Below are 20,340 nucleotides of genomic sequence, written 5' to 3' on the forward strand. Positions count from 1 at the left end.
GGGCTGGGCGATCTCCGCGATCGCAAACGATGCTTAACCTGTTAAGGATATTCCATGAACAGCATAAAACTAGAATGGAAACGTGGTGACTGGGCAGCTTACTTTGGGCTGATGACCAACAACCTGACTAACCTGCTGACAATGATGGGGCTGCTCATTTTTGTCGTCGGGATCCCTACCGAAATTGTCTATGGTCGCATTGCGCCTGCCTTTGGTCTGGCGGTGCTGGTGGCCAGCGTCTGCTACGCCTGGTTTGGACTGCAGATGGCAAAGCACACCGGGCGTAAAGACGTGACGGCGCTGCCGTCCGGACCGAGCGCACCGTCAATCTTTACCGTAACCTTCCTGGTACTGATGCCGGTTTATCAGCAAACCAAAGATGCCAACTTTGCTATCCAGATAGCCCTGGTGTGGTGCTTTGTCGAAGCGTTGATCCTGGTCGGCGGCTCCTTCCTGGGCGAGACCATCCGCAAGATGATTCCACGTACGGTACTGCTTTCTTGTCTGTCCGGCCTGGGACTGTTGCTGCTGGCGATGAACCCGATGCTGCAGGCATTCGAAGCGCCGACCGTCTCTTTCATCGTCCTGTTGCTGATCTTCATTAACTGGTTCGGTAAGAAGCCGATTTTTGCCCGCATTCCTACCGGCTTGCTGCTGCTGATTGCCGGTACGGCCCTGGCGTGGATCTCCGGTTTACAAAGCCCGGAAGCCATTAAAGCGTCGATGTCTTCCTTTGGCTTCAACCCGCCGGAAATTCATGTCGACAGCTTCTTGCAAGGTTTGCCGCATGCACTGCCGTATCTGGCTTCTGCGGTTCCTCTGGGTCTGGCGAACTACATTTTCGACCTTGAGAACATTGAAAGTGCGCACGCGGCGGGGGATGAGTACAACACCCGTAAGGTGATGATGGCGAACGGCTTTGCCTCCATGCTCGGCTGCATGCTGGGCAACCCGTTCCCGGTGACCGTGTATGTTGGGCATGCGGGCTGGAAAGCGATGGGCGCCAGTATCGGCTATACCCTCGCTTCAGGCATCACCATGTTCCTGGTACCGCTGTTTGGCCTGGGCGCGTTTATGCTCGCCATTATTCCGATGACTGCGATAGTGCCGATTCTGGTGTTTATCGGCGTGGTGACCGCCAACCAGGTGGTGCGAGAAACGCCCAAAGTCGAGGTTCCCGTTATCTTCATCTGCCTGTTCCCGTGGATCGCTAACTGGGCATTGACCATCGTTAACAGCGTGATGGGCGCCGCCGGAACATCCGCGGGGAAACTGGGTAGCGACTTACTGCACAGCAAAGGTGTCTATTACGACGGACTGGTGCATCTGGGAAGCGGCGCGCCGCTGGCCAGCATGCTGTGGGGCTGCGTCGCTATCTTCGCCATTATGAATAAGCCGCTGCGCGGGGCGATTGCCGCAGCCTTTGGGGCACTGTTATCGCTGTTTGGCGTGATCCACTCCCCGGCAGTTGGCTTTGCTGAGGGCAGCTCGATGATGTTTGTTGTGGCCTACCTGATGATGAGCGGCATGTTTGTCCTCAAGCATGTTCTTGATAGCCGTGAAGCGGTGACTGCGCCTGAGCAGGAACCGACGAAAACGACCTGAATCGCCTGTAAGCGGAAGATAACACTATGAAAGAACTTGTGGTCGTTGCCATTGGCGGCAACAGCATTATCAAAGATAACGCCAGCCAGTCGATTGAGCACCAGGCTGAAGCGGTGAAGGCGGTGGCGGATACGGTGCTGGAGATGTTGGCATCGGACTACAACATTGTGCTGACGCACGGTAACGGGCCGCAGGTGGGGCTGGATCTCCGACGTGCGGAAATCGCGCATGAGCGTGAAGGGTTGCCGCTTACCCCGCTGGCAAACTGCGTCGCCGATACGCAGGGGGGCATCGGCTATTTGATCCAACAGGCGCTGAACAACCGTCTGGCGCGGCGCGGCGAGCAGAAGGCAGTCACGGTGGTCACGCAGGTGGAGGTCGACAAAAACGATCCGGGCTTTGCTAATCCGACCAAGCCTATCGGGGCGTTCTTTAGCGCAGTGCAGCGCGATGAGTTGCTACGGGTCAATCCAGGCTGGCGCTTTGTTGAGGATTCGGGACGCGGCTACCGCCGGGTTGTGGCTTCCCCTGAACCAAAACGTATTGTTGAAGCAGAGGCGATCAAAACGCTGACTCAGCAGGGGTTCGTGGTGATTGGTGCGGGTGGTGGTGGCATCCCGGTGGTGCGTAGCGATCAGGGGGATTACCAGAGCGTGGATGCGGTGATTGATAAAGATCTCTCCACGGCGTTGCTGGCACAGGAGATCCGCGCCGACATTCTGGTGATCACCACCGGCGTCGAGCAGGTCTGTATTCATTTTGGCAAACCTAACCAGCAGGCGCTGGATACGGTGGATGTCGCCACGATGACCCGTTACATGCAGGAGGGACATTTCCCGCCGGGCAGCATGTTACCCAAGATTGTTGCCAGCCTGGCGTTTCTGGAGCGTGGCGGTAAACGAGTGATCATCACCACGCCGGAATGCCTGCCCACCGCACTGCGCGGCGAAACGGGCACCCATATTGTCCATTCCTGAGAGGAGATGCGAATGAAGGAAAGTAACAGCCGCCGTGAATTTTTAAGCCAGAGCGGAAAAATGGTCACTGCCGCCGCGCTGTTTGGCGCAGTCGCCCCAGTCGCGTATGCTGCTAATCCTGTCGGGAACACCTGCGGGTCGAAGAGCACAATGACGATTAACGATAAGCACTATTACCTGGATAACGTCCTGCTGGAAGCGGGGTTTGATTACGAAAACTCAGTGGTGGTGCACACCCGAACCGCGCTGCAAACCGTTGAAATCCAGGACGGGAAAATAGTTGCGCTGCGCGAGAATAAGCAGCATCCGGATGCGACGCTGCCGCACTACGATGCGGGTGGAAAGCTGATGCTGCCCGCCATGCGCGACATGCATATCCATCTGGATAAAACCTTTTACGGCGGTCCCTGGCGTTCGCTGAACCGTCCGGCGGGCACCACCATTCAGGATATGATCCGCCTGGAACAAAAGCTGCTGCCTGAACTCCAGCCTTACACCCAGGAGCGCGCGGAAAAGCTGATCGATCTGCTGCAATCAAAAGGTACCTCGATTGCCCGCAGCCACTGCAACATAGAACCGGTTTCCGGACTGAAAAACCTGGAGAACCTGCAGGCGGTGCTGGCGCGTCGCCAGCCGGGTTTTGCCTGTGAAATTGTGGCATTTCCACAGCATGGTCTGCTGTTATCAAAATCTGAACCGCTAATGCGTGAAGCGATGCAGGCGGGAGCGCATTATGTCGGCGGTCTGGACCCAACCAGCGTGGATGGGGCGATGGAAAAATCCCTCGACACCATGTTCCAGATTGCGCTCGATTACAACAAAGGCGTGGATATCCATCTGCATGAAACCAGTCCGGCGGGCGTGGCGGCGGTGAATTACATGGTAGAAACGGTGGAGAAAACGCCGCAGTTAAAGGGCAAACTGACCATCAGCCACGCGTTTGCGCTGTCTACGCTGAACGAACAGCAGGTGGATGAACTCGCAACCCGCATGGCGGCGCAGCAGATTACCATTGCCTCGACGGTGCCGATTGGCACGATGCACATGCCGCTCAAGCAGCTGCGTGACAAAGGTGTGGAAGTGATTACCGGAACCGACAGCGTGATTGACCACTGGTCGCCGTACGGGCTGGGAGACATGCTGGAGAAGGCGAATCTGTACGCGCAGCTCTATATTCGCCCGAATGAACTTAATCTGTCGCGGGCGCTGTTCCTCGCTACCGGTGATGTGCTGCCGCTTAACGATAAAGGTGAGCGCGTCTGGCCGAAAGCGCAGGATGAAGCCAGCTTTGTGCTGGTAGATGCCTCATGCTCAGCGGAAGCGGTCGCGCGAATCTCCCCACGCACTGCGACCTTCCACAAAGGCCAACTGGTGTGGGGGAATGTCGCAAGCTAGTTTGGTTTTCCGCGCAGCGGCTATCGCTGCTGCGCTCCCATATATTAACCGACGATCCCCATATAGCCGTGAATCCCCATATATACGCCGACCATTGCAATGAGCACGCTGGAAAAATAGGGCGCTTTGCGTGCCAGCGTGTTAAATCCGCTCCATCGTTTGGCTGCCTGCTGCACGCTGATTGCCGCACCCACGCCCACTGTTACCAGCGTTATCGCCAGCCCGAGGCTAAAGCACAGCACCATGGTGGCGCCCAGCGTGAAGGCTTTGAGCTGGATGCATATCAGCAGTACCGTAATGGCAGCTGGGCACGGGATCAGCCCGCCGGTCAGACCGAACAGTAATATTTGGCCGTTGGTGACCTCTTTGCCCGCAAAGCGGCGCTGAATATCGGTGGCATGCGCCCGTTCGTGGGCATCCTGATATTCTTTTGAGCCTTCGGTGAGTCCGGCCAGTGCGCCATGGTCGTGATTATGCTCGTGTTCGTGATGATGATGGTGATGATCGTCATCGTGGTCATGATGATGGTGGTGATGGTCGTCATGATCATGGTGGTGGTGATGCCCGTGATCGTGGTCGTGATGCGTCTGGGCCAGCCAGTTCTGCTCTCCCTGCCAGGTTCGCCAGAACATCCAGAATGCGGTCCCGAGAATAATTATCGCCGAGACAAATTGCAGCCAGGGCTCAACGGCCTGGGCGGTAAACGCTTTGCTGATATACATCCCACCGAGCGCAATCAGCCATACTACGGCGGTATGCGACAGCGTCGCTGCCAGTCCCAGCATCACCGCCTGTTTGATGGTCCCCTTAATAGCAATAATAAAGGCCGCCATCATCGTCTTGGAATGCCCTGGTTCCAGACCGTGCAACACACCTAATAGAATCGCGCTGGGAATGAAAAACCAGGCGTTGCCTTGCTGAAGAAGCGTAGAAAACTCACCCATGAGAATGATTCTTAGTTGTTTAATTTCGCCTGATTCTACTCCCCCCCAGTATCAAATACTACCCCCCAGTAGAATGTCGATGGTATTGTCCCTATAGCCAGACGTTAAAAAGGTAAAGTTATGTCACATACGATCCGCGACAAACAAAAGCTGAAAGCCCGAACCAGCAAGATTCAGGGGCAGGTAGCGGCGTTGAAAACCATGCTGGATGAACCGCATGAATGCGCGGCGGTATTGCAGCAAATAGCGGCGATCCGCGGGGCGGTAAATGGATTAATGCGCGAAGTGATTAAAGGTCATCTGACCGAGCACATTGTGCATCAGGGCGATGAAATTAAGCGCGAAGAAGATTTGGATGTGATTCTGAAAGTACTGGATTCGTACATCAAATAAGCCAGTTTAACGGCTCATCCACGTGATGGAATGAGCCGTTAAGCAACACGTTCTAGCCAAAAAACATCACAGATACGCACAGCAGACCGACAATCAGGGTGATCAGGTTACCCACTGAACGGTATGGCTTCAGCGCCGGGATCAGATAGGTAGACAATGTCGGCATGATAAACAAAATCATGGCAATCAGCGGCCCACTAATCGCGTAAATCATTGAAATAGCATTAGGATTAATGCAGCAGATGATAAACGTGATAGCCGAGACCAGCATGATGGACAAAGCGCGGTTAAAGGCCCGGCTTTTCTTCACACCCACCTGATGCAACGATGTTTTTACTACCTCCGTTGCCCCTTCAATCACGCCAAAGTAGGTGCCAAGGAACGATTTTGACATCGCTACGACGGCAACGATGATCCCGGAAATCGACAGCCATGCCGGTGCGTTAGGCATCATCGACAGCGCGGAAAGAATGGTCACACCTTCATTTTTCGCGTCTTCGATATAGTTTGTCGGAATCGAAAGCAAACAGCTGAAAACGAAAAACAGTACGCTCAGGCAGATGATAACGTAGGCTACCTTCATGATTTTTTTGCATTTACCCATGGCCTGCTCGCCGTATTTCTCTCTTCTGTCGATGGCGAACGTGGAGATAATTGGCGTATGGCTAAAAGCGAAAACCATCACGGGAATAGATATCCAAACCTGATGAAGCGTGTGCTGATCGACAGACATCTGGCCGGTGAGTAACGTTGGCTGCCAGCTTCCGGTCAGGTAGAGCGAAAGGAACAAAAAGTACGCGATGAGCGGGAACACCAGAAAGCCCATCACCCGGATGGTGGCTTGTCGACCCATCAGAAAAATTAAATTCAGCACCAGTACCACGCCCAGACTGACCAGCATGCGGATCCGCAGGTCGATAGTGATATGTTTTGCCAGCTGTTCAGTGAGTGAGTTGGTTATCGCCACGGCGTAGATCAGCACCACCACAAAGAAGGCAATAAAATAGAGGGTGGTGATCAGGCTGCCAATCTTCTTGCCGTAGTAGTGTGTAACCGCGCCAGTAATCCCTTCACCAGCCGACGTTTTTGAAGACAGGATAAACTGGCATAGCGCCTTGTGCGGCCAGTAGGTTAAAGGCCAGGCGACGAGAGCAGTGATAAACAATACCACCGCACCTGCAGAACCCAGCTGTATGGGGAGGAAGAGGGTTCCTGCGCCGACGGCAGTCCCATATAGTGCGAAGCTCCAGAGAGTCTCTTCTTTTGACCAAAATTTCGACATTATTTGAACGTATCAACTATAAAATAAACAAAAAGAAGCGCAATTTACCACAAATGGCAGGGGCTGGGGGAGATGTGAACAAGCGGGCTGGTGAATGGATGAATAGCCGGAACCGAGAAAATTCCGACTATTGTTTGAATAATCAGGCAGTAACGCGCTGCTGGCGGCGCTTCATAACACGCTCGCGTAACGTGTCATAAGCCCAGTTATAGAACATGGTATACGGCAGGAAGAACAGGAAGAAACCTATTTCCAGCGTGAATGCCTGAAGCAGGCTGACGTTCAGCACATACGACACGATGCTCACCCCGATCACAATAAAACCGCTCTCAAAACCTAAGGCGTGAAATGCTCGCACTTTCGCCGTACGTTTTACCAGGTGCGACGGCCACAGACGGTCAAACAGGGCGTTATAAATGATATTCCAGATCATCGCTGTAGTGGCGAGAAGAATTGTCAGTCCGCCCATTTCCAGCACCGAGCGCTGCATCAACCATGCGGTGGTTGGTGCGAGAACAGCGGTGGCAATGCCTTCAAAGCAGACGGCATGAAAAATGCGCTCCATTAACGAGCGACGTTGGACTGTATCGTGTTGCATAACCTAAAACCTTCTTTGATGCCCGGATAACGGAATGGTGGCAATTTTATCGTTTAATGTGATATCTAAAAGATAGTATCCATCGATAAAGTAGATAGTTCATGCGTTACTCTCCTGAAGCGTTAACGGCATTTGTAGAGACCGTTTCCTGCGGCTCATTTTCTGCTGCGGCTCGTCGGCTGCGTAAAAGCCAGTCCACTATCAGTACGGCCATTGCGCATCTGGAAGCCGACCTTGGTTTTGCGCTGTTTGACCGTTCATCACGCCAGCCAACGCTGACCGAAGAAGGTAAGCGGGTGCTGGGTTATGTGCAGGCGATTCTGACGGCCAGCGATCGTCTGGATGAAGCGGCGATTTCGCTGTCGGGTGAAACGGAAGCGCGTCTGACCTTCGTGTTGTCAGACACGCTGCATCCGGATGTGCTGGAAGAGTTGATGGTGCAGTTTGATCGCAAGTTTCCCCATACCGAGTTTGAATGTCTGATTGGCGAAGACGAGGACGTGATCGATCTGCTGCAAAAAGGACGTGCTCAGGTGGGGTTGATCGAAGCGCGGGAGGATTACCCGACCGACATGGGCGTTACGCGTCTGCCGATGCAAACCTGGATGGGATTATACGTGGCGGCATCGCATCCGTTGGCGGCTCAAGAAAAACTGCAGTGGGAGCAGCTACACACCTGGCGCGAGTTGCGTTTGAATACCTATCTGGAAAGCGGGACTAACGTGGCGCGCGGTCCCGTCTGGTCGGCTCCTAACTACCTGTTATTGCTAAGTATGGCTGTTCAGGGATTCGGCTGGTGCGCGCTCCCGTGTGCGCTGGTGGAGGAGTTTGCGGCAGAAAAACCATTGGTTCAATTAAAGCTGCCCGGCTGGCCAAAGGCAATCTCTATCGATCTGTTGTGGAATAAGAAATCACCGCCTGGCGTGGCGGGAAGTTGGCTGCGCGACCATTTACAGCAGAGTGGCGTTCAGATGACCAATAAATGATACGAATTTCCTTTGTGATAAAAATCACCATTCTTAAACAACCTTGATAACTATTTTTAACAATCATCTACTATTGCGGTGTTATTTTGCGCTGAGGTGGTGATGAAAGAGGTTGTGATAGTCGGGGCGTTACGGACACCGATTGGCTGCTTCCAGGGGACGCTGGCGCGCCACTCTGCCGTTGAATTAGGCAGCATGGTGGTCAGGGCGTTGCTGGAACGCACGGGCGTGGACGTTCATGCTGTGGATGAAGTGATCCTCGGTCAGGTGCTTACCGCAGGCGCCGGACAGAACCCGGCGCGTCAGTCTGCCATCAATGGTGGGCTACCCAATACCGTTTCCGCCATCACCATTAACGATGTCTGCGGTTCGGGCCTGAAAGCGCTGCATCTGGCGACCCAGGCTATTCAGTGCGGCGAAGCCGACATTGTGATTGCGGGCGGGCAAGAGAATATGAGCCGTGCCCCGCATGTCCTTACTGATAGCCGCACCGGCGCACAGCTTGGGAACAGCCAACTGGTCGACAGCCTGGTACATGACGGTCTGTGGGATGCATTCAACGATTATCACATGGGCGTTACTGCGGAAAACCTGGCGCGAGAATACGGCATTAGCCGCGAATTACAGGATGCCTACGCGCTGCACTCGCAGCACAAAGCGCGGATGGCAATTGATGCTGGACGCTTTAAAGATGAAATCGTGCCGGTGGTAACACAGCGTAATGGGCAATCATTGGTGGTGGATACCGACGAGCAGCCGCGTACCGATGCCAGCGCCGAAGGGCTGGCGCGTCTGGATCCTACCTTTGACAGGCTCGGTTCGGTAACGGCAGGTAACGCGTCATCCATCAATGACGGCGCCGCTGCGGTGATGATGATGAGCGAGGCCAAGGCGCAAGAGTTGAACTTACCTGTACTGGCCCGTATTCGCGCCTTTGCCAGCGTCGGGGTCGACCCTGCGCTCATGGGGATTGCGCCAGTGTATGCGACGCGCCGCTGCCTTGAGCGTGTGGGCTGGCAACTGGCTGATGTTGATCTTATCGAAGCTAATGAGGCCTTCGCCGCGCAGGCATTATCCGTTGGGAAAATGCTGGAGTGGGATGAACGGCGGGTGAATGTTAACGGCGGAGCCATTGCGCTCGGTCACCCGATTGGCGCATCTGGCTGCCGAATTCTGGTTTCGCTGGTGCATGAAATGGTGAAGCGTCGGGCGCATAAGGGCCTGGCAACGCTGTGTATCGGTGGTGGTCAGGGTGTGGCGCTCGCTATCGAACGAGATTAACGATCTTACATTTACCGTCTTAAACGCCTTTCTACGTGTTTTCCCTGCACCTGTAAAAAAGCCCTCCAGCAGGAGGGCAAGGCCAGTTACAGAAACATACACTCTAAACACAGTTAACTTATCAAAACATTGTTTCATTTCATGTGATTAACTGCGCACTTTGTTAGAAAAGGTGTCTTTTCGACTGATCATCTCGGCTGAATTTTCCATTTTTTATCCCCGCCCCTAATGAATAAATAAATTTATCGTATTGTTATTCAATCATTTTATTAAGGTCCATTTCGCTATTCATACGCGCTAGCGTGATCGCACTTACACTTTTGATAATAAGATGCGAAAAAAAGTGAAACATCGTTTTATTTATAATTGAAAACACATTCAGGGAGGAATATCATGAGTGCATAAGATAAAACGGAACAGCGTTTTGCTATTCGTTTAAGCATTCACGGTCAATTTATCACTGGAGGTAAATGTGGACGTAAGACAAAGCATCCATAGTGCGCATGCGAAAACCCTGGACACTCAGGGGCTGCGTAATGAGTTTTTGGTCGAAGAAGTGTTTGTCGCAGATGAATACACCATGGTCTACAGCCACATCGACCGCATCATTGTTGGCGGCATTATGCCAGTGGCCAAAACCGTCTCTGTGGGTGGCGAAGTCGGCAAACAGCTGGGCGTAACCTATTTCCTCGAACGTCGTGAGCTGGGTGTGATCAATATCGGCGGCCCGGGCACGATTACCGTTGACGGCCAGTGCTATGAAATTGGCCATCGCGACGCGCTGTACGTCGGAAAAGGGGCAAAAGAAGTGGTATTCGCCAGTATTGATACGACAAAACCGGCGAAGTTTTACTACAACTGCGCGCCGGCCCACACGACTTACCCAACTAAGAAAGTCACGCCTGCAGACGTTGCGCCAGTGACGCTGGGCGATAACCTCACCAGTAACCGTCGTACCATCAACAAATACTTTGTGCCGGATGTTCTGGAAACCTGCCAGTTGAGCATGGGTCTGACTGAACTGGCACCAGGTAACCTGTGGAACACCATGCCGTGTCATACCCATGAACGTCGTATGGAAGTCTATTTCTACTTCAATATGGAAGAAGATACCTGCGTCTTCCACATGATGGGGCAGCCTCAGGAAACGCGTCATATTGTGATGCACAACGAGCAGGCGGTGATTTCTCCAAGCTGGTCTATTCACTCCGGTGTCGGCACAAAAGCGTATACGTTCATTTGGGGCATGGTCGGCGAAAACCAGGTCTTTGATGATATGGACCATGTTGCAGTAAAAGATCTGCGCTAGTTGCGGGCGACAGCCGTGCCTGCTGCGGCGGGCATTATAAAAAATTAAGGATTTACAATGATTTTGAATGCATTCTCTCTTGAAGGTAAAGTCGCCGTTGTGACCGGTTGTGACACCGGTTTGGGTCAGGGTATGGCGCTGGGCCTGGCGGAAGCGGGCTGCGATATCGTCGGTATCAACATTGTTGAACCGACAGAAACCATCGAACGTGTGACCGCACTGGGCCGCCGTTTTTTAAGCCTGACCGCCGATCTGCGTCAAATCGACGGTATTCCTGCGCTGCTGGAGCGCGCAGTGGCAGAATTCGGCCATATCGATATTCTGGTCAACAACGCGGGTCTTATCCGTCGTGACGATGCGATCGACTTCAGCGAAAAAGACTGGGATGACGTGATGAACCTGAACATTAAGAGCGTGTTCTTTATGTCTCAGGCCGCGGCGAAGCACTTTATCGCCCAGGGTAACGGCGGTAAAATTATCAACATCGCCTCTATGCTTTCCTTCCAGGGCGGGATCCGCGTGCCGTCTTACACCGCGTCTAAAAGCGGCGTAATGGGTGTTACCCGTCTGATGGCGAACGAGTGGGCAAAACATAACATCAACGTCAACGCGATTGCACCGGGTTACATGGCGACGAATAACACTCAACAGCTGCGTGCTGATGAGCAGCGTAGCGCAGAAATCCTCGATCGTATTCCGGCGGGGCGTTGGGGTCTGCCGAGCGACCTGATGGGGCCTGTCGTGTTCCTGGCGTCCAGCGCATCTGACTATATCAACGGCTATACCGTTGCGGTAGACGGCGGCTGGCTGGCGCGTTAATTGCTTTCCAGAGCCAACAAACCCTGCTAAATGGCAGGGTTTTTTTTACTTTTGAATCATTAAAATCCATATTGTGGTTATAAATTATTCCATATTAAATTTCATACGTATCAATTTATTGTTTTTAATATTCTTTAATATCAATAATTTAAATTTAATTGAGTGATTGTCGGTAAATTTTAAAATTGGAATATCCATCACATAACGATGTGGTGTAGCTATTTAATCCATGTTTTTGCCGTTTCCCGCCTGACGCTTCCTGCAAGGGATCCCTTACTTTCAATGGCATGGTTACTCTGTATCTGGCAGGAAAAAATGGTCTCAATAAATAATGATGCTGCTTTAGCGCCGCGCTCAGTGCGCGATACGCGACGTATGAATATGTTTGTTTCTATCTCTGCGGCTGTCGCAGGGTTGTTATTCGGCCTGGATATTGGCGTGATTGCCGGGGCGTTGCCTTTCATCACCGATCACTTTGTGTTGGCCAGCCGCCTGCAGGAGTGGGTGGTCAGCAGCATGATGCTGGGCGCGGCAATTGGTGCGCTGTTTAACGGTTGGCTGTCATTCCGTCTGGGACGTAAATACAGTCTGATGGCGGGGGCGATCCTTTTCGTCGTCGGATCTCTGGGCTCGGCGTTTGCCTCCAGCGTAGAAATGCTCATTTTTGCCCGCGTGGTACTGGGCGTTGCGGTGGGGATCGCCTCTTACACCGCACCGCTCTATCTCTCCGAAATGGCCAGCGAAAACGTGCGTGGCAAGATGATCAGCATGTATCAACTGATGGTGACGTTGGGCATCGTTCTGGCCTTTTTGTCTGATACCGCGTTCAGCTACAGCGGTAACTGGCGCGCTATGCTGGGCGTGCTGGCGCTTCCGGCTGTATTGCTGATTATTCTGGTTGTGTTCCTGCCCAACAGCCCGCGCTGGCTGGCGGAAAAAGGTCGCCACATTGAAGCTGAAGAAGTATTGCGCATGCTGCGCGATACGTCAGAAAAGGCCCGCGATGAGCTGAACGAAATCCGTGAAAGCTTGAAGCTGAAGCAGGGTGGTTGGGCGCTGTTTAAAATTAACCGTAACGTGCGCCGCGCAGTTTTTCTTGGGATGTTACTGCAGGCGATGCAGCAGTTCACCGGGATGAACATCATCATGTATTACGCGCCGCGCATTTTCAAAATGGCGGGTTTTACCACCACAGAGCAGCAGATGATTGCCACGCTGGTGGTTGGCTTAACGTTTATGTTCGCTACCTTTATTGCCGTCTTCACGGTCGACAAAGCAGGACGTAAACCGGCGTTGAAAATTGGGTTCAGCGTAATGGCCATCGGGACGCTGGTGCTCGGATATTGCCTGATGCAGTTTGATAACGGCACGGCTTCCAGTGGACTATCCTGGCTGTCAGTTGGCATGACGATGATGTGTATTGCAGGCTATGCGATGAGCGCCGCGCCGGTGGTGTGGATCCTGTGTTCGGAAATTCAGCCGCTGAAATGCCGTGATTTTGGTATTACCTGCTCCACCACCACCAACTGGGTGTCGAACATGATCATTGGTGCAACGTTCCTGACGCTGCTCGATAGCATTGGTGCCGCCGGTACGTTCTGGCTATATACTGCGCTGAACGTCGTGTTTATCGGTATTACGTTCTGGCTGATTCCAGAAACCAAAAACGTCACGCTTGAGCATATCGAACGTAAGCTGATGGCAGGTGAGAAGTTAAGAGATATTGGCGTGTAAGTGAGCAGGGAGCCCGATAGAACAACTGATTATCGGGCTCTCATTACTACTTATTTCAGTGTGGAGCCGCCTGCCTTGCGAGGAGATCCTTAGCAGACAGCCCGGTTATCTTTAGTATAATTTCATGGCTAATACCATTCGCTAACATCATCTGGGCAATGCGTAACGCTTCTTGTTGTTTGGCTTCTTGTTGCAACACTTCCGCAATAGTCATCAGACTTTCCTTTTGCTGTGGTACCCGCTGAGCGACTTCACGGATAAATTTATCTACGTGAGGCGTATTTCCAAACTGCATCATGTAATTAAATAGCGTTTTGAGCTGGCTGTCATTAGCGTATCCCGTAGCCAGCAACGAGACCAGTTGTTCCACTAATCCCATTAAATCACGCTTGCGGATATGTTTTTGCATCAATTCCAGCAGTGCTATACGGCGATGTTGCATAATTTCGTCATCGGGTATTACGGTGATATCTACCAGCGGAAATGTTGCTGAGTATAGCTGTCGTGCCACTATGGGGTCGTCAAACTCATCCAGCCAGCAGAGTGAAAAGGGGTAGGGGCTGAGTGCGCCATGATAAAACAGCATCGGTATCACCAAAGGTAATGTTTTATGGCCAGCATCCAGATGGCGTTGCATTGCGGCCATTGCATAGCGCATTAGCCGAAATGCCATGTGAGCGTCTGGCGAACTCTGATGCTCGATAACAACATAGATATACCCATCGCCTTCATTTGTTTTTAATGACCACAGTACGTCGGAGTAGCTGGCTCGCAGGCTATCCTCAATAAAACTGCCTGATTCCAGTTTTAGTGTTTGCAGATCACATAGCTCCCGCAAGGTTGATGGAAGATAGATATCCAGAAAATCTCTTGCGGTATCAGGATGGTACAAGAACTGTTTGAAGACTGCGTCATGTGGAGTGGATGTTGTCATTTTTGTCATGGCGATCCGTCGCCGTTAATTAAGATAACGTGACTGTAATCGCCCACATGGCGAGACGCATCGGGTGATTAATGCTTATGCGAATTGGTATCGAAGGAAAATGCCCCACATTGTAACGTATTCATTTTTAGGGAACTGAGTACGCATTTTAGCGTGTTCTCAAGCCGGTCAGTAGCACGGCTTGAGAACAACGAAATTACCCGTGTAGAAAATCTTCGCGTATGGGCGTAAAGGTATCCAGCAGCGTTCCCGGTTTTAAACAGACGCAGCCATGCATAATGTTGGGTTGTTTATACAGGGTATCGCCCGCCCTAACGACATGCTTTTCTTCGCCGATGGTAAATTCAAACTCACCGGACAACACGTAAGTCAGCTGCTCGTGCGGATGATTGTGCATCGGGCCTATCGCGCCTTGCTCGAAGTTCACCTCAACCGCCATCATGTTACCGTCGTGAGCAAGAATGCGCCGGGTAACGCCATTGCCCAGATCGTCAAGCGTGGTCTCTTTATGAAAAATAAACATCCGGCCTTCCTGTAATTAATTAAAACAATGTTTCATTAAACCTATATCAGAAAATTAAAAAAAGAAATGCACGCCAACAGATGTGGAAAGTTGATCACATCTTTGGTTCACTGGAGAGACAACAACGAGTCAGGGGAAATGATGAAAACGATCGGTCTGTTAGGCGGTATGAGCTGGGAATCTACCATTCCTTATTATCGACTCATTAATGAAGGGGTAAAACAGCGTCTGGGTGGCCTGCATTCTGCGCAGATTCTGTTGCACAGCGTGGATTTTCACGAGATTGAAGTCTGTCAGTCAAGCGGTGACTGGCAGCGAGCCGGTGAGATCCTCGCGCAGGCCGCCACAGCGCTACAGCAAGCCGGAGCGCAAGGGATTGTGCTGTGTACCAATACCATGCACAAAGTTGCTGAGGCGATTGAAAGCGCCTGTGATGTGCCGTTCCTGCATATTGCCGACGCGACGGGGCGGGCGATACAAAAGCAGCAGATGAGCAACGTGGCGCTACTGGGTACGCGCTACACCATGGAACAGGATTTTTACCGCGGTCGTTTACAGACTGAATTTGGCATTAGCACGCTGATTCCTGAAGCTGATGACCGTCAGAAAATAAACCAGATTATTTTCGATGAGCTGTGTCTCGGTGAGTTCAGCGAGGCTTCCCGCGATTATTACCTGGGCGTCATCGACCAACTGGCGAAACAGGGGGCGCAAGGGGTGATATTTGGCTGTACTGAGATTGGTCTGCTGGTTCCCGCCGAGCTAAGCCCACTACCGGTTTTCGACACCGCGGCAATCCATGCGCAAGATGCGGTGGCATTTATGCTTTCGGTTGTGGATGCAAAATAGCCTCCAGCGGGTCAATAAGACTTGGTAGATGGTCCTGCAGATGCGTCGTAAAAGCATGAACCAGCGCCGAGGCGGGGCGATGAAGTGGGTGAATCAGGCTGACCGTAAAGGGTACCGAAATACTGAAGCGGCGGATGACGACCCCGCTACTGGCGTAATCCAGCGCGGTCAGTGGGTTTACCACCGAGATCCCCACGCCTGCCCGCACCATTGCACAAATTGAAGCGGCGCTATGGGTTTCAATCACCATACGGCGCTTCACCTGGTGCTCATTAAACAGGGTATCCAGTAGCTGACGGTAACTGTCGGTCCGTGACAGGCTGATGTAGTTTTCCCCCTGAAAATCCTGCGGAGTTAACACCGCTTTCTTAGTCAGCGGATGCCCCTGGGGCAGCACGCACACTTCATCCAGCGCCAGCAATTCGGTGCGTTTTGTTCCGGCAGGCGTATGCAGCGTTTCCGTTAACCCCAGATCGTGGCGCTGAGCCGACAGCCACTCTTCCAGTAGCGGTGACTCCTGCGGCACTATCTGAATATTGACCTGCGGATAGCGTGCGAGGAATGGCTGCAGTAGTGGCGGTAAAAAGGACTGTGAGAATACCGGCAGGCAAACAATCGACAATTCGCCCTGGCGGAACTCGCGCAGGCTTTCGGCGGCGCTCACAATTCTGTCCAGGCCATACCACGAACGTTGCACCTCTTCAAACAGACGTAACCCTTGCACGGTTGGGTGCAGCCGGCCACGCGTGCGTTCAAACAGCGTTAATCCCAGTACTTTCTCGAATCGGGCCAGTTCCCGACTGACGGTGGGCTGCGAGGTATGTAGCATGCGCGCGGCTTCCGTCAGATTGCCTGCCGTCATGATGGCGTGAAAAATTTCGATGTGTCGCAGGCTAACGGCGGGCATGGGCAATCCTCGAATGAACCAATCCATATCATTTTTGCATAGACTCACGATAAAACGATATTTTTTATTCTTTTCGGGCTGTGGCGTAATCATAAAAAAGCCAATGCCGGAGTACACCATGCCACGCCCACTCAACAACACAGACACTGACCTGACCGCCGACAACCTGCTGCGCCTGCCTGCCGAATTCGGCTGCCCGGTGTGGGTCTATGATGCGCAGATTATACGCGCCCAGATTGCCAAACTGAGTCAGTTTGACGTGGTGCGTTTTGCCCAGAAGGCATGTTCGAATATTCATATTTTGCACCTGATGCGCGAGCAGGGCGTAAAGGTTGATTCCGTCTCGCTTGGCGAAATTGAACGTGCACTAGCGGCAGGTTTTGTACCGGGGAAAGATGAAATCGTCTTTACCGCCGATATGATTGATGAAGCGACGCTTGCGCGGGTGCATGAATTGCGCATTCCGGTAAATGCCGGGTCGGTGGATATGCTGGAACAACTGGGTCAGGTCTCGCCGGGCCATCGCGTGTGGCTACGCGTAAACCCTGGCTTTGGGCATGGACACAGTCAGAAAACCAATACCGGCGGCGAAAACAGCAAGCACGGGATCTGGTATAGCGATCTTCCCGCGGCGCTGGAGGTGATTCAGCGCTACAAGCTGAAGCTGGTGGGGATTCATATGCATATTGGCTCCGGTGTGGACTACGCGCATCTGGAGCAGGTGTGTGGTGCGATGGTGCGTCAGGTAATTGAATTTGATCAGGATCTGGAGGCGATCTCTGCGGGCGGCGGTTTATCAATCCCGTATCGCGAAGGTGAAGAGGCGATCGATACCGATCACTACTTTGGATTGTGGAACGCTGCGCGTGAGCAGATTGCTAAATACCTGGGGCACCCGGTCGCGCTTGAGATAGAGCCGGGTCGTTTTCTGGTCGCGGAAGCCGGCGTGCTGGTAGCACAGGTACGCAGCGTAAAAGAGATGGGTAGCCGTCACTTTGTACTGATCGATGCGGGCTTCAACGATCTGATGCGCCCGGCGATGTACGGCAGCTATCACCATATCTCCGCGCTGGCTGGGGATGGTCGCTCTCTGGAACACACCCCGCAACGGGAAACCGTGGTGGCCGGGCCGCTGTGCGAATCTGGCGACGTGTTTACCCAGCAGGAGGGCGGAAATGTGGAAACCCGTCTGTTGCCTGCGGTGGTGCCGGGTGATTATCTGGTCTTGCATGATACCGGGGCGTACGGCGCGTCTATGTCGTCAAACTACAATAGCCGTCCTCTGCTGCCGGAGGTTTTGTTCGATAACGGCGTGGCGCGGCTGATTCGCCGTCGCCAGACCATTGATGAGCTGTTAGCGCTGGAATTAATCTGATTACAGCGTGGTGAAATGCCGGATGGCGCTACGCTTATCCGGCCTACGAAATTAACTGTGGGCGCTGTTGGCCGGATAAGGCACGTGTGCCGCCATCCGGCATTTAATTACTTAAAATACGGCCCGAGCGTTACTGAGTCACGTAGTACCAGTTTGCCGGTAAACGGTGGGATTGGCTCGACGCTCTCGCCGTTGGCCAGCCGGATGGCCTGGTCGATTGCCGTGGTTATCATGGTATCAATCGGCAGATAAACGGTAGACAGCCCCGGCTCCAGCCATTTGGCGCTGGGTGCATCATCAAAACCAAACAGTGAGACGTCCGTTGGGATCCTCAGCCCGGCCTGATGTAACGCTTTTGATGCGCCTAATGCCATGTCATCGTTACAGGCGAACAATGCGCTGAATTTCACCCCTTCCTCCAGCAGTTCACGACAGGCTTCATAACCTCGCGTCATCGTGGAGTCGCCGTATTTGACCTTGTCGGGATCCCAGGGAATACCGTTTTTTTCCAGCGCTTTACGATACCCCATCAGGCGGGATTTACCGGTCGGGGTATGGCCTGGCACAGTGATACAAGCAATATCGCTATGGCCCTGGGAGATAAGATAATTGACCGCCTGATAGGCCGCGTCTTCCTGTTCAAAGAAAATCGCGCGATCGCGGGCCTGGCTGACATCACGGTTGATGACCAGCAAGGGCATAGCGATGCTGTTCATCAGCGACATTATCTCTTTTTCACTCATATAGCGGGTATAGAGAATAATGGCGTCGCACTGTCTGTCCGCCAGCATTTGCACGGCTTCCTGCTCACGCTCTGGTGTGTCGTGTCCGTCGGTGACGATCAACTGCTTGCCGTGAGATTCCGTCTGGCGTGAAGCCTGTTGCAGCAGCCGGCCAAAGTAGAATCCATCAAATGTAGAAACCACCAGACCAATGCTGTTGCTGGTGCGGTTTGCCAAAGATCGTGCTAAAAAATTAGGCCGATAATCAAGTGCCTGCATGGCCTTAAACACTTTCTGGCGCGTGCTCTCTTTTACCTGACCCGTGCCATTCAGTACGCGCGAAACGGTCGCTTTTGAGACGCCTGCGTGTCGTGAAACGTCCAACATCGTAGTCATAACGCTATCCTGGTTAATCGTTTGACGATGAATTCCCCGGCTCTGTCAGCGTCGAAACGGAATGGCGACGCACCAGAGTTGGGTTAAAAACGTGGGTAATTTCAGGCACGGGGCGCTTCTCCGCCAGCGCGAGCGCCAGTTCGGCAGCCTGGGTTGCCATCGTCACGATCGGATAGCGCACCGTGGTCAGACGCGGGCGCACGTAGCGGGAAACCAGCACATCATCAAAACCAATCAGCGAGATTTCTCCCGGTACATCAATGCCGTTATCATTTAATACGCCCATGGCACCAGCCGCCATTGAGTCGTTGTAGCAGGCTACCGCAGTGAAGTTTTTGCCACGACCAAGTAACTCGGTCATCGCCTGTTCACCGCCGCTTTCATCCGGTTCACCAAACGTTACCAGGCGATCGCTGACCGGTATATTGCTCTCTGCCAGCGCGTCGTAATAGCCTTGCAGACGATCTTCCGCATCTGAGATTGTGTGATTGGAGCACAGATAGCCAATGCGTGTATGGCCCTGTTGAATGAGGTGTCGGGTCGCGAGCCATGCGCCGAAACGGTCATCAAGGGCAACGCAGCGTTGTTCGAATCCTGGCAGAATTCGGTTAATTAATACCATGCCGGGGATTTGCTTCATTAGTGATGCCAGCTCAGCATCCGGGATGATTTTTGCGTGGACAACAAGGGCTGCGCAGCGGTGGCGAATGAGCTGTTCAATCGCCTGTCGTTCCTTCTGTTCGTTATGGTAGCCGTTGCCAATCAGTAAAAAATTACCGGTGTTATAGGCCACCTGCTCGACAGCTTTAACCATTGCCCCAAAGAATGGATCGGACACATCACCAACTACCAGACCGATGGTCTCTGTGGATTGTTGTGCCAGCGCACGCGCATTGGCGTTGGGGTGGTAGCTGAGTGATTCCATTGCACTCGTTACAGCCAGGCGCGATGCTTCGCTGGCTTTAGGGGAATCATTAATCACTCGAGAAACGGTGGCGACTGATACACCTGCTAGTCGGGCTACATCCTTTATGGTCGCCATGATAGTACCTGTTGTGGGTAAACGCTTACATTCCGTCAGTGTTACGGAAAATGGCTGGCTGTTCAAGCAGATTGCCCGTCAGAACGTCGCAAATGTGAGCGCACACGAGCGAAGTAAGACAGAAAATAGAAAATGCTAATTTTTGCTTACACTTTGCGATGTGCTGTTGCGATTGTTCGCTGGTGAGGGAACTGAGCAGATTGCTAGAGTTGAGATCCCAGAGGTATTGATAGGTGAAATCAACTTTCGGGTTGATCACT

General features: G+C 52.8%; 19 protein-coding genes. 11 read left to right on the forward strand and 8 right to left on the reverse strand.

Annotated elements, in window-relative coordinates:
• The first annotated feature begins 54 nt into the window (after positions 1-54).
• From OGX67_RS12505 to OGX67_RS12515, 3 genes are read left to right on the forward strand one after another with little or no spacing between them, the layout of a single operon-like run.
• Entirely contained in the window at positions 55-1,605 is a 1,551-nt protein-coding gene (locus tag OGX67_RS12505) for a hypothetical protein (protein WP_003840986.1), read from the forward strand.
• Positions 1,606-1,631: 26 nt separating this feature from the next.
• The gene (locus OGX67_RS12510; protein WP_257651643.1) at positions 1,632-2,582 is read left to right on the forward strand and encodes a carbamate kinase family protein; all 951 of its coding nucleotides are present in this window, start codon (positions 1,632-1,634) and stop codon (positions 2,580-2,582) included.
• Between the two features lie 12 nt (positions 2,583-2,594).
• Positions 2,595-3,977 carry an amidohydrolase family protein gene (locus OGX67_RS12515; protein WP_048218541.1) on the forward strand — a complete coding sequence of 461 codons (1,383 nt, stop codon included), beginning with the start codon at positions 2,595-2,597 and terminating at the stop codon, positions 3,975-3,977.
• Between the two features lie 44 nt (positions 3,978-4,021).
• Here OGX67_RS12515 and OGX67_RS12520 read toward each other — a convergent pair whose 3' ends face one another.
• Positions 4,022-4,921 (reverse strand): nickel/cobalt efflux protein RcnA, encoded by a 900-nt coding sequence (locus OGX67_RS12520; RefSeq protein WP_048232734.1) that lies wholly within the window; start codon positions 4,919-4,921, stop codon positions 4,022-4,024.
• Between the two features lie 120 nt (positions 4,922-5,041).
• On the opposite strand from OGX67_RS12520, the gene rcnR reads away from it, so the two are divergent.
• A complete protein-coding gene (rcnR, locus tag OGX67_RS12525; protein ID WP_003033900.1) occupies positions 5,042-5,314 on the forward strand; it encodes a Ni(II)/Co(II)-binding transcriptional repressor RcnR in 273 nt (90 codons plus the stop codon).
• 52 nt (positions 5,315-5,366) lie between these two features.
• Here the strand turns inward: rcnR and OGX67_RS12530 are convergent, their stop codons facing one another.
• Positions 5,367-6,596: an amino acid permease gene (locus OGX67_RS12530; protein ID WP_048218539.1), complete on the reverse strand. Its 1,230-nt coding sequence runs from the start codon at positions 6,594-6,596 to the stop codon at positions 5,367-5,369.
• 142 nt (positions 6,597-6,738) lie between these two features.
• Positions 6,739-7,194: a multidrug/biocide efflux PACE transporter gene (locus OGX67_RS12535; protein ID WP_071697465.1), complete on the reverse strand. Its 456-nt coding sequence runs from the start codon at positions 7,192-7,194 to the stop codon at positions 6,739-6,741.
• A 101-nt stretch (positions 7,195-7,295) separates the two neighbouring features.
• On the opposite strand from OGX67_RS12535, the gene OGX67_RS12540 reads away from it, so the two are divergent.
• The 5 genes from OGX67_RS12540 to araE all read left to right on the forward strand — a co-directional run bounded on the left by OGX67_RS12540 (position 7,296) and on the right by araE (position 13,323).
• A complete protein-coding gene (locus OGX67_RS12540) occupies positions 7,296-8,180 on the forward strand; it encodes a LysR family transcriptional regulator (RefSeq protein WP_071697464.1) in 885 nt (294 codons plus the stop codon).
• A gap of 102 nt (positions 8,181-8,282) precedes the next feature.
• Positions 8,283-9,461 carry an acetyl-CoA C-acetyltransferase gene (locus tag OGX67_RS12545; protein WP_003033912.1) on the forward strand — a complete coding sequence of 393 codons (1,179 nt, stop codon included), beginning with the start codon at positions 8,283-8,285 and terminating at the stop codon, positions 9,459-9,461.
• Positions 9,462-9,933: 472 nt separating this feature from the next.
• The gene (gene kduI / locus OGX67_RS12550; protein ID WP_003840972.1) at positions 9,934-10,770 is read left to right on the forward strand and encodes a 5-dehydro-4-deoxy-D-glucuronate isomerase; all 837 of its coding nucleotides are present in this window, start codon (positions 9,934-9,936) and stop codon (positions 10,768-10,770) included.
• A gap of 57 nt (positions 10,771-10,827) precedes the next feature.
• Positions 10,828-11,589 (forward strand): 2-dehydro-3-deoxy-D-gluconate 5-dehydrogenase KduD, encoded by a 762-nt coding sequence (kduD, locus tag OGX67_RS12555; protein WP_003033923.1) that lies wholly within the window; start codon positions 10,828-10,830, stop codon positions 11,587-11,589.
• A gap of 315 nt (positions 11,590-11,904) precedes the next feature.
• Positions 11,905-13,323, forward strand: coding sequence for an arabinose-proton symporter AraE (gene araE / locus OGX67_RS12560; RefSeq protein WP_257651651.1), 1,419 nt, complete (start codon positions 11,905-11,907; stop codon positions 13,321-13,323).
• 55 nt (positions 13,324-13,378) lie between these two features.
• On the opposite strand, the gene OGX67_RS12565 is transcribed toward araE, so the two are convergent.
• Together OGX67_RS12565 and OGX67_RS12570 are read right to left on the reverse strand one after the other, a co-directional pair.
• Positions 13,379-14,266, reverse strand: coding sequence for an Rpn family recombination-promoting nuclease/putative transposase (locus OGX67_RS12565; RefSeq protein WP_003033929.1), 888 nt, complete (start codon positions 14,264-14,266; stop codon positions 13,379-13,381).
• A 196-nt stretch (positions 14,267-14,462) separates the two neighbouring features.
• Complete coding sequence (locus tag OGX67_RS12570; protein WP_003033932.1) at positions 14,463-14,789, reverse strand: cupin domain-containing protein; 327 nt, start codon at positions 14,787-14,789, stop codon at positions 14,463-14,465.
• A 141-nt stretch (positions 14,790-14,930) separates the two neighbouring features.
• Here OGX67_RS12570 and OGX67_RS12575 point away from each other — a divergent pair, with 141 nt between their 5' ends.
• Positions 14,931-15,638: an aspartate/glutamate racemase gene (locus OGX67_RS12575; RefSeq protein ID WP_032937454.1), complete on the forward strand. Its 708-nt coding sequence runs from the start codon at positions 14,931-14,933 to the stop codon at positions 15,636-15,638.
• On the opposite strand, the gene OGX67_RS12580 is transcribed toward OGX67_RS12575, so the two are convergent.
• Entirely contained in the window at positions 15,610-16,545 is a 936-nt protein-coding gene (locus OGX67_RS12580; protein WP_257651641.1) for a LysR family transcriptional regulator, read from the reverse strand. The two genes, OGX67_RS12575 and OGX67_RS12580, sit on opposite strands and share 29 nt — an antisense overlap.
• Positions 16,546-16,663: 118 nt before the next feature.
• On the opposite strand from OGX67_RS12580, the gene lysA reads away from it, so the two are divergent.
• Complete coding sequence (gene lysA, locus OGX67_RS12585; RefSeq protein WP_003033941.1) at positions 16,664-17,920, forward strand: diaminopimelate decarboxylase; 1,257 nt, start codon at positions 16,664-16,666, stop codon at positions 17,918-17,920.
• Between the two features lie 107 nt (positions 17,921-18,027).
• Here the strand turns inward: lysA and OGX67_RS12590 are convergent, their stop codons facing one another.
• Complete coding sequence (locus OGX67_RS12590) at positions 18,028-19,038, reverse strand: LacI family DNA-binding transcriptional regulator (protein ID WP_003033942.1); 1,011 nt, start codon at positions 19,036-19,038, stop codon at positions 18,028-18,030.
• Positions 19,039-19,051: 13 nt separating this feature from the next.
• On the reverse strand, positions 19,052-20,080 hold the full coding sequence (gene galR, locus OGX67_RS12595) for an HTH-type transcriptional regulator GalR (RefSeq protein ID WP_003033945.1): 1,029 nt from the start codon (positions 20,078-20,080) through the stop codon (positions 19,052-19,054).
• Positions 20,081-20,340 lie beyond the last annotated feature (260 nt).

Origin of the sequence: Citrobacter sp. Cf118, from assembly GCF_030334095.1 — a bacterium.
Taxonomy (GTDB): Bacteria; Pseudomonadota; Gammaproteobacteria; order Enterobacterales; family Enterobacteriaceae; genus Citrobacter; species Citrobacter freundii.

What these genes read in the sequence shown, in the direction of transcription:
- OGX67_RS12505 (WP_003840986.1), top strand. Translation starts at nt 55, where the DNA reads ATGAACAGCATAAAACTAGAATGGAAACGTGGTGACTGGGCAGCTTAC.
- OGX67_RS12510 (WP_257651643.1), top strand. Translation starts at nt 1,632, where the DNA reads ATGAAAGAACTTGTGGTCGTTGCCATTGGCGGCAACAGCATTATCAAA.
- OGX67_RS12515 (WP_048218541.1), top strand. Translation starts at nt 2,595, where the DNA reads ATGAAGGAAAGTAACAGCCGCCGTGAATTTTTAAGCCAGAGCGGAAAA.
- OGX67_RS12520 (WP_048232734.1), bottom strand. Translation starts at nt 4,921, where the DNA reads ATGGGTGAGTTTTCTACGCTTCTTCAGCAAGGCAACGCCTGGTTTTTC.
- rcnR (WP_003033900.1), top strand. Translation starts at nt 5,042, where the DNA reads ATGTCACATACGATCCGCGACAAACAAAAGCTGAAAGCCCGAACCAGC.
- OGX67_RS12530 (WP_048218539.1), bottom strand. Translation starts at nt 6,596, where the DNA reads ATGTCGAAATTTTGGTCAAAAGAAGAGACTCTCTGGAGCTTCGCACTA.
- OGX67_RS12535 (WP_071697465.1), bottom strand. Translation starts at nt 7,194, where the DNA reads ATGCAACACGATACAGTCCAACGTCGCTCGTTAATGGAGCGCATTTTT.
- OGX67_RS12540 (WP_071697464.1), top strand. Translation starts at nt 7,296, where the DNA reads ATGCGTTACTCTCCTGAAGCGTTAACGGCATTTGTAGAGACCGTTTCC.
- OGX67_RS12545 (WP_003033912.1), top strand. Translation starts at nt 8,283, where the DNA reads ATGAAAGAGGTTGTGATAGTCGGGGCGTTACGGACACCGATTGGCTGC.
- kduD (WP_003033923.1), top strand. Translation starts at nt 10,828, where the DNA reads ATGATTTTGAATGCATTCTCTCTTGAAGGTAAAGTCGCCGTTGTGACC.
- araE (WP_257651651.1), top strand. Translation starts at nt 11,905, where the DNA reads ATGGTCTCAATAAATAATGATGCTGCTTTAGCGCCGCGCTCAGTGCGC.
- OGX67_RS12565 (WP_003033929.1), bottom strand. Translation starts at nt 14,266, where the DNA reads ATGACAAAAATGACAACATCCACTCCACATGACGCAGTCTTCAAACAG.
- OGX67_RS12570 (WP_003033932.1), bottom strand. Translation starts at nt 14,789, where the DNA reads ATGTTTATTTTTCATAAAGAGACCACGCTTGACGATCTGGGCAATGGC.
- OGX67_RS12575 (WP_032937454.1), top strand. Translation starts at nt 14,931, where the DNA reads ATGAAAACGATCGGTCTGTTAGGCGGTATGAGCTGGGAATCTACCATT.
- OGX67_RS12580 (WP_257651641.1), bottom strand. Translation starts at nt 16,545, where the DNA reads ATGCCCGCCGTTAGCCTGCGACACATCGAAATTTTTCACGCCATCATG.
- lysA (WP_003033941.1), top strand. Translation starts at nt 16,664, where the DNA reads ATGCCACGCCCACTCAACAACACAGACACTGACCTGACCGCCGACAAC.
- OGX67_RS12590 (WP_003033942.1), bottom strand. Translation starts at nt 19,038, where the DNA reads ATGACTACGATGTTGGACGTTTCACGACACGCAGGCGTCTCAAAAGCG.
- galR (WP_003033945.1), bottom strand. Translation starts at nt 20,080, where the DNA reads ATGGCGACCATAAAGGATGTAGCCCGACTAGCAGGTGTATCAGTCGCC.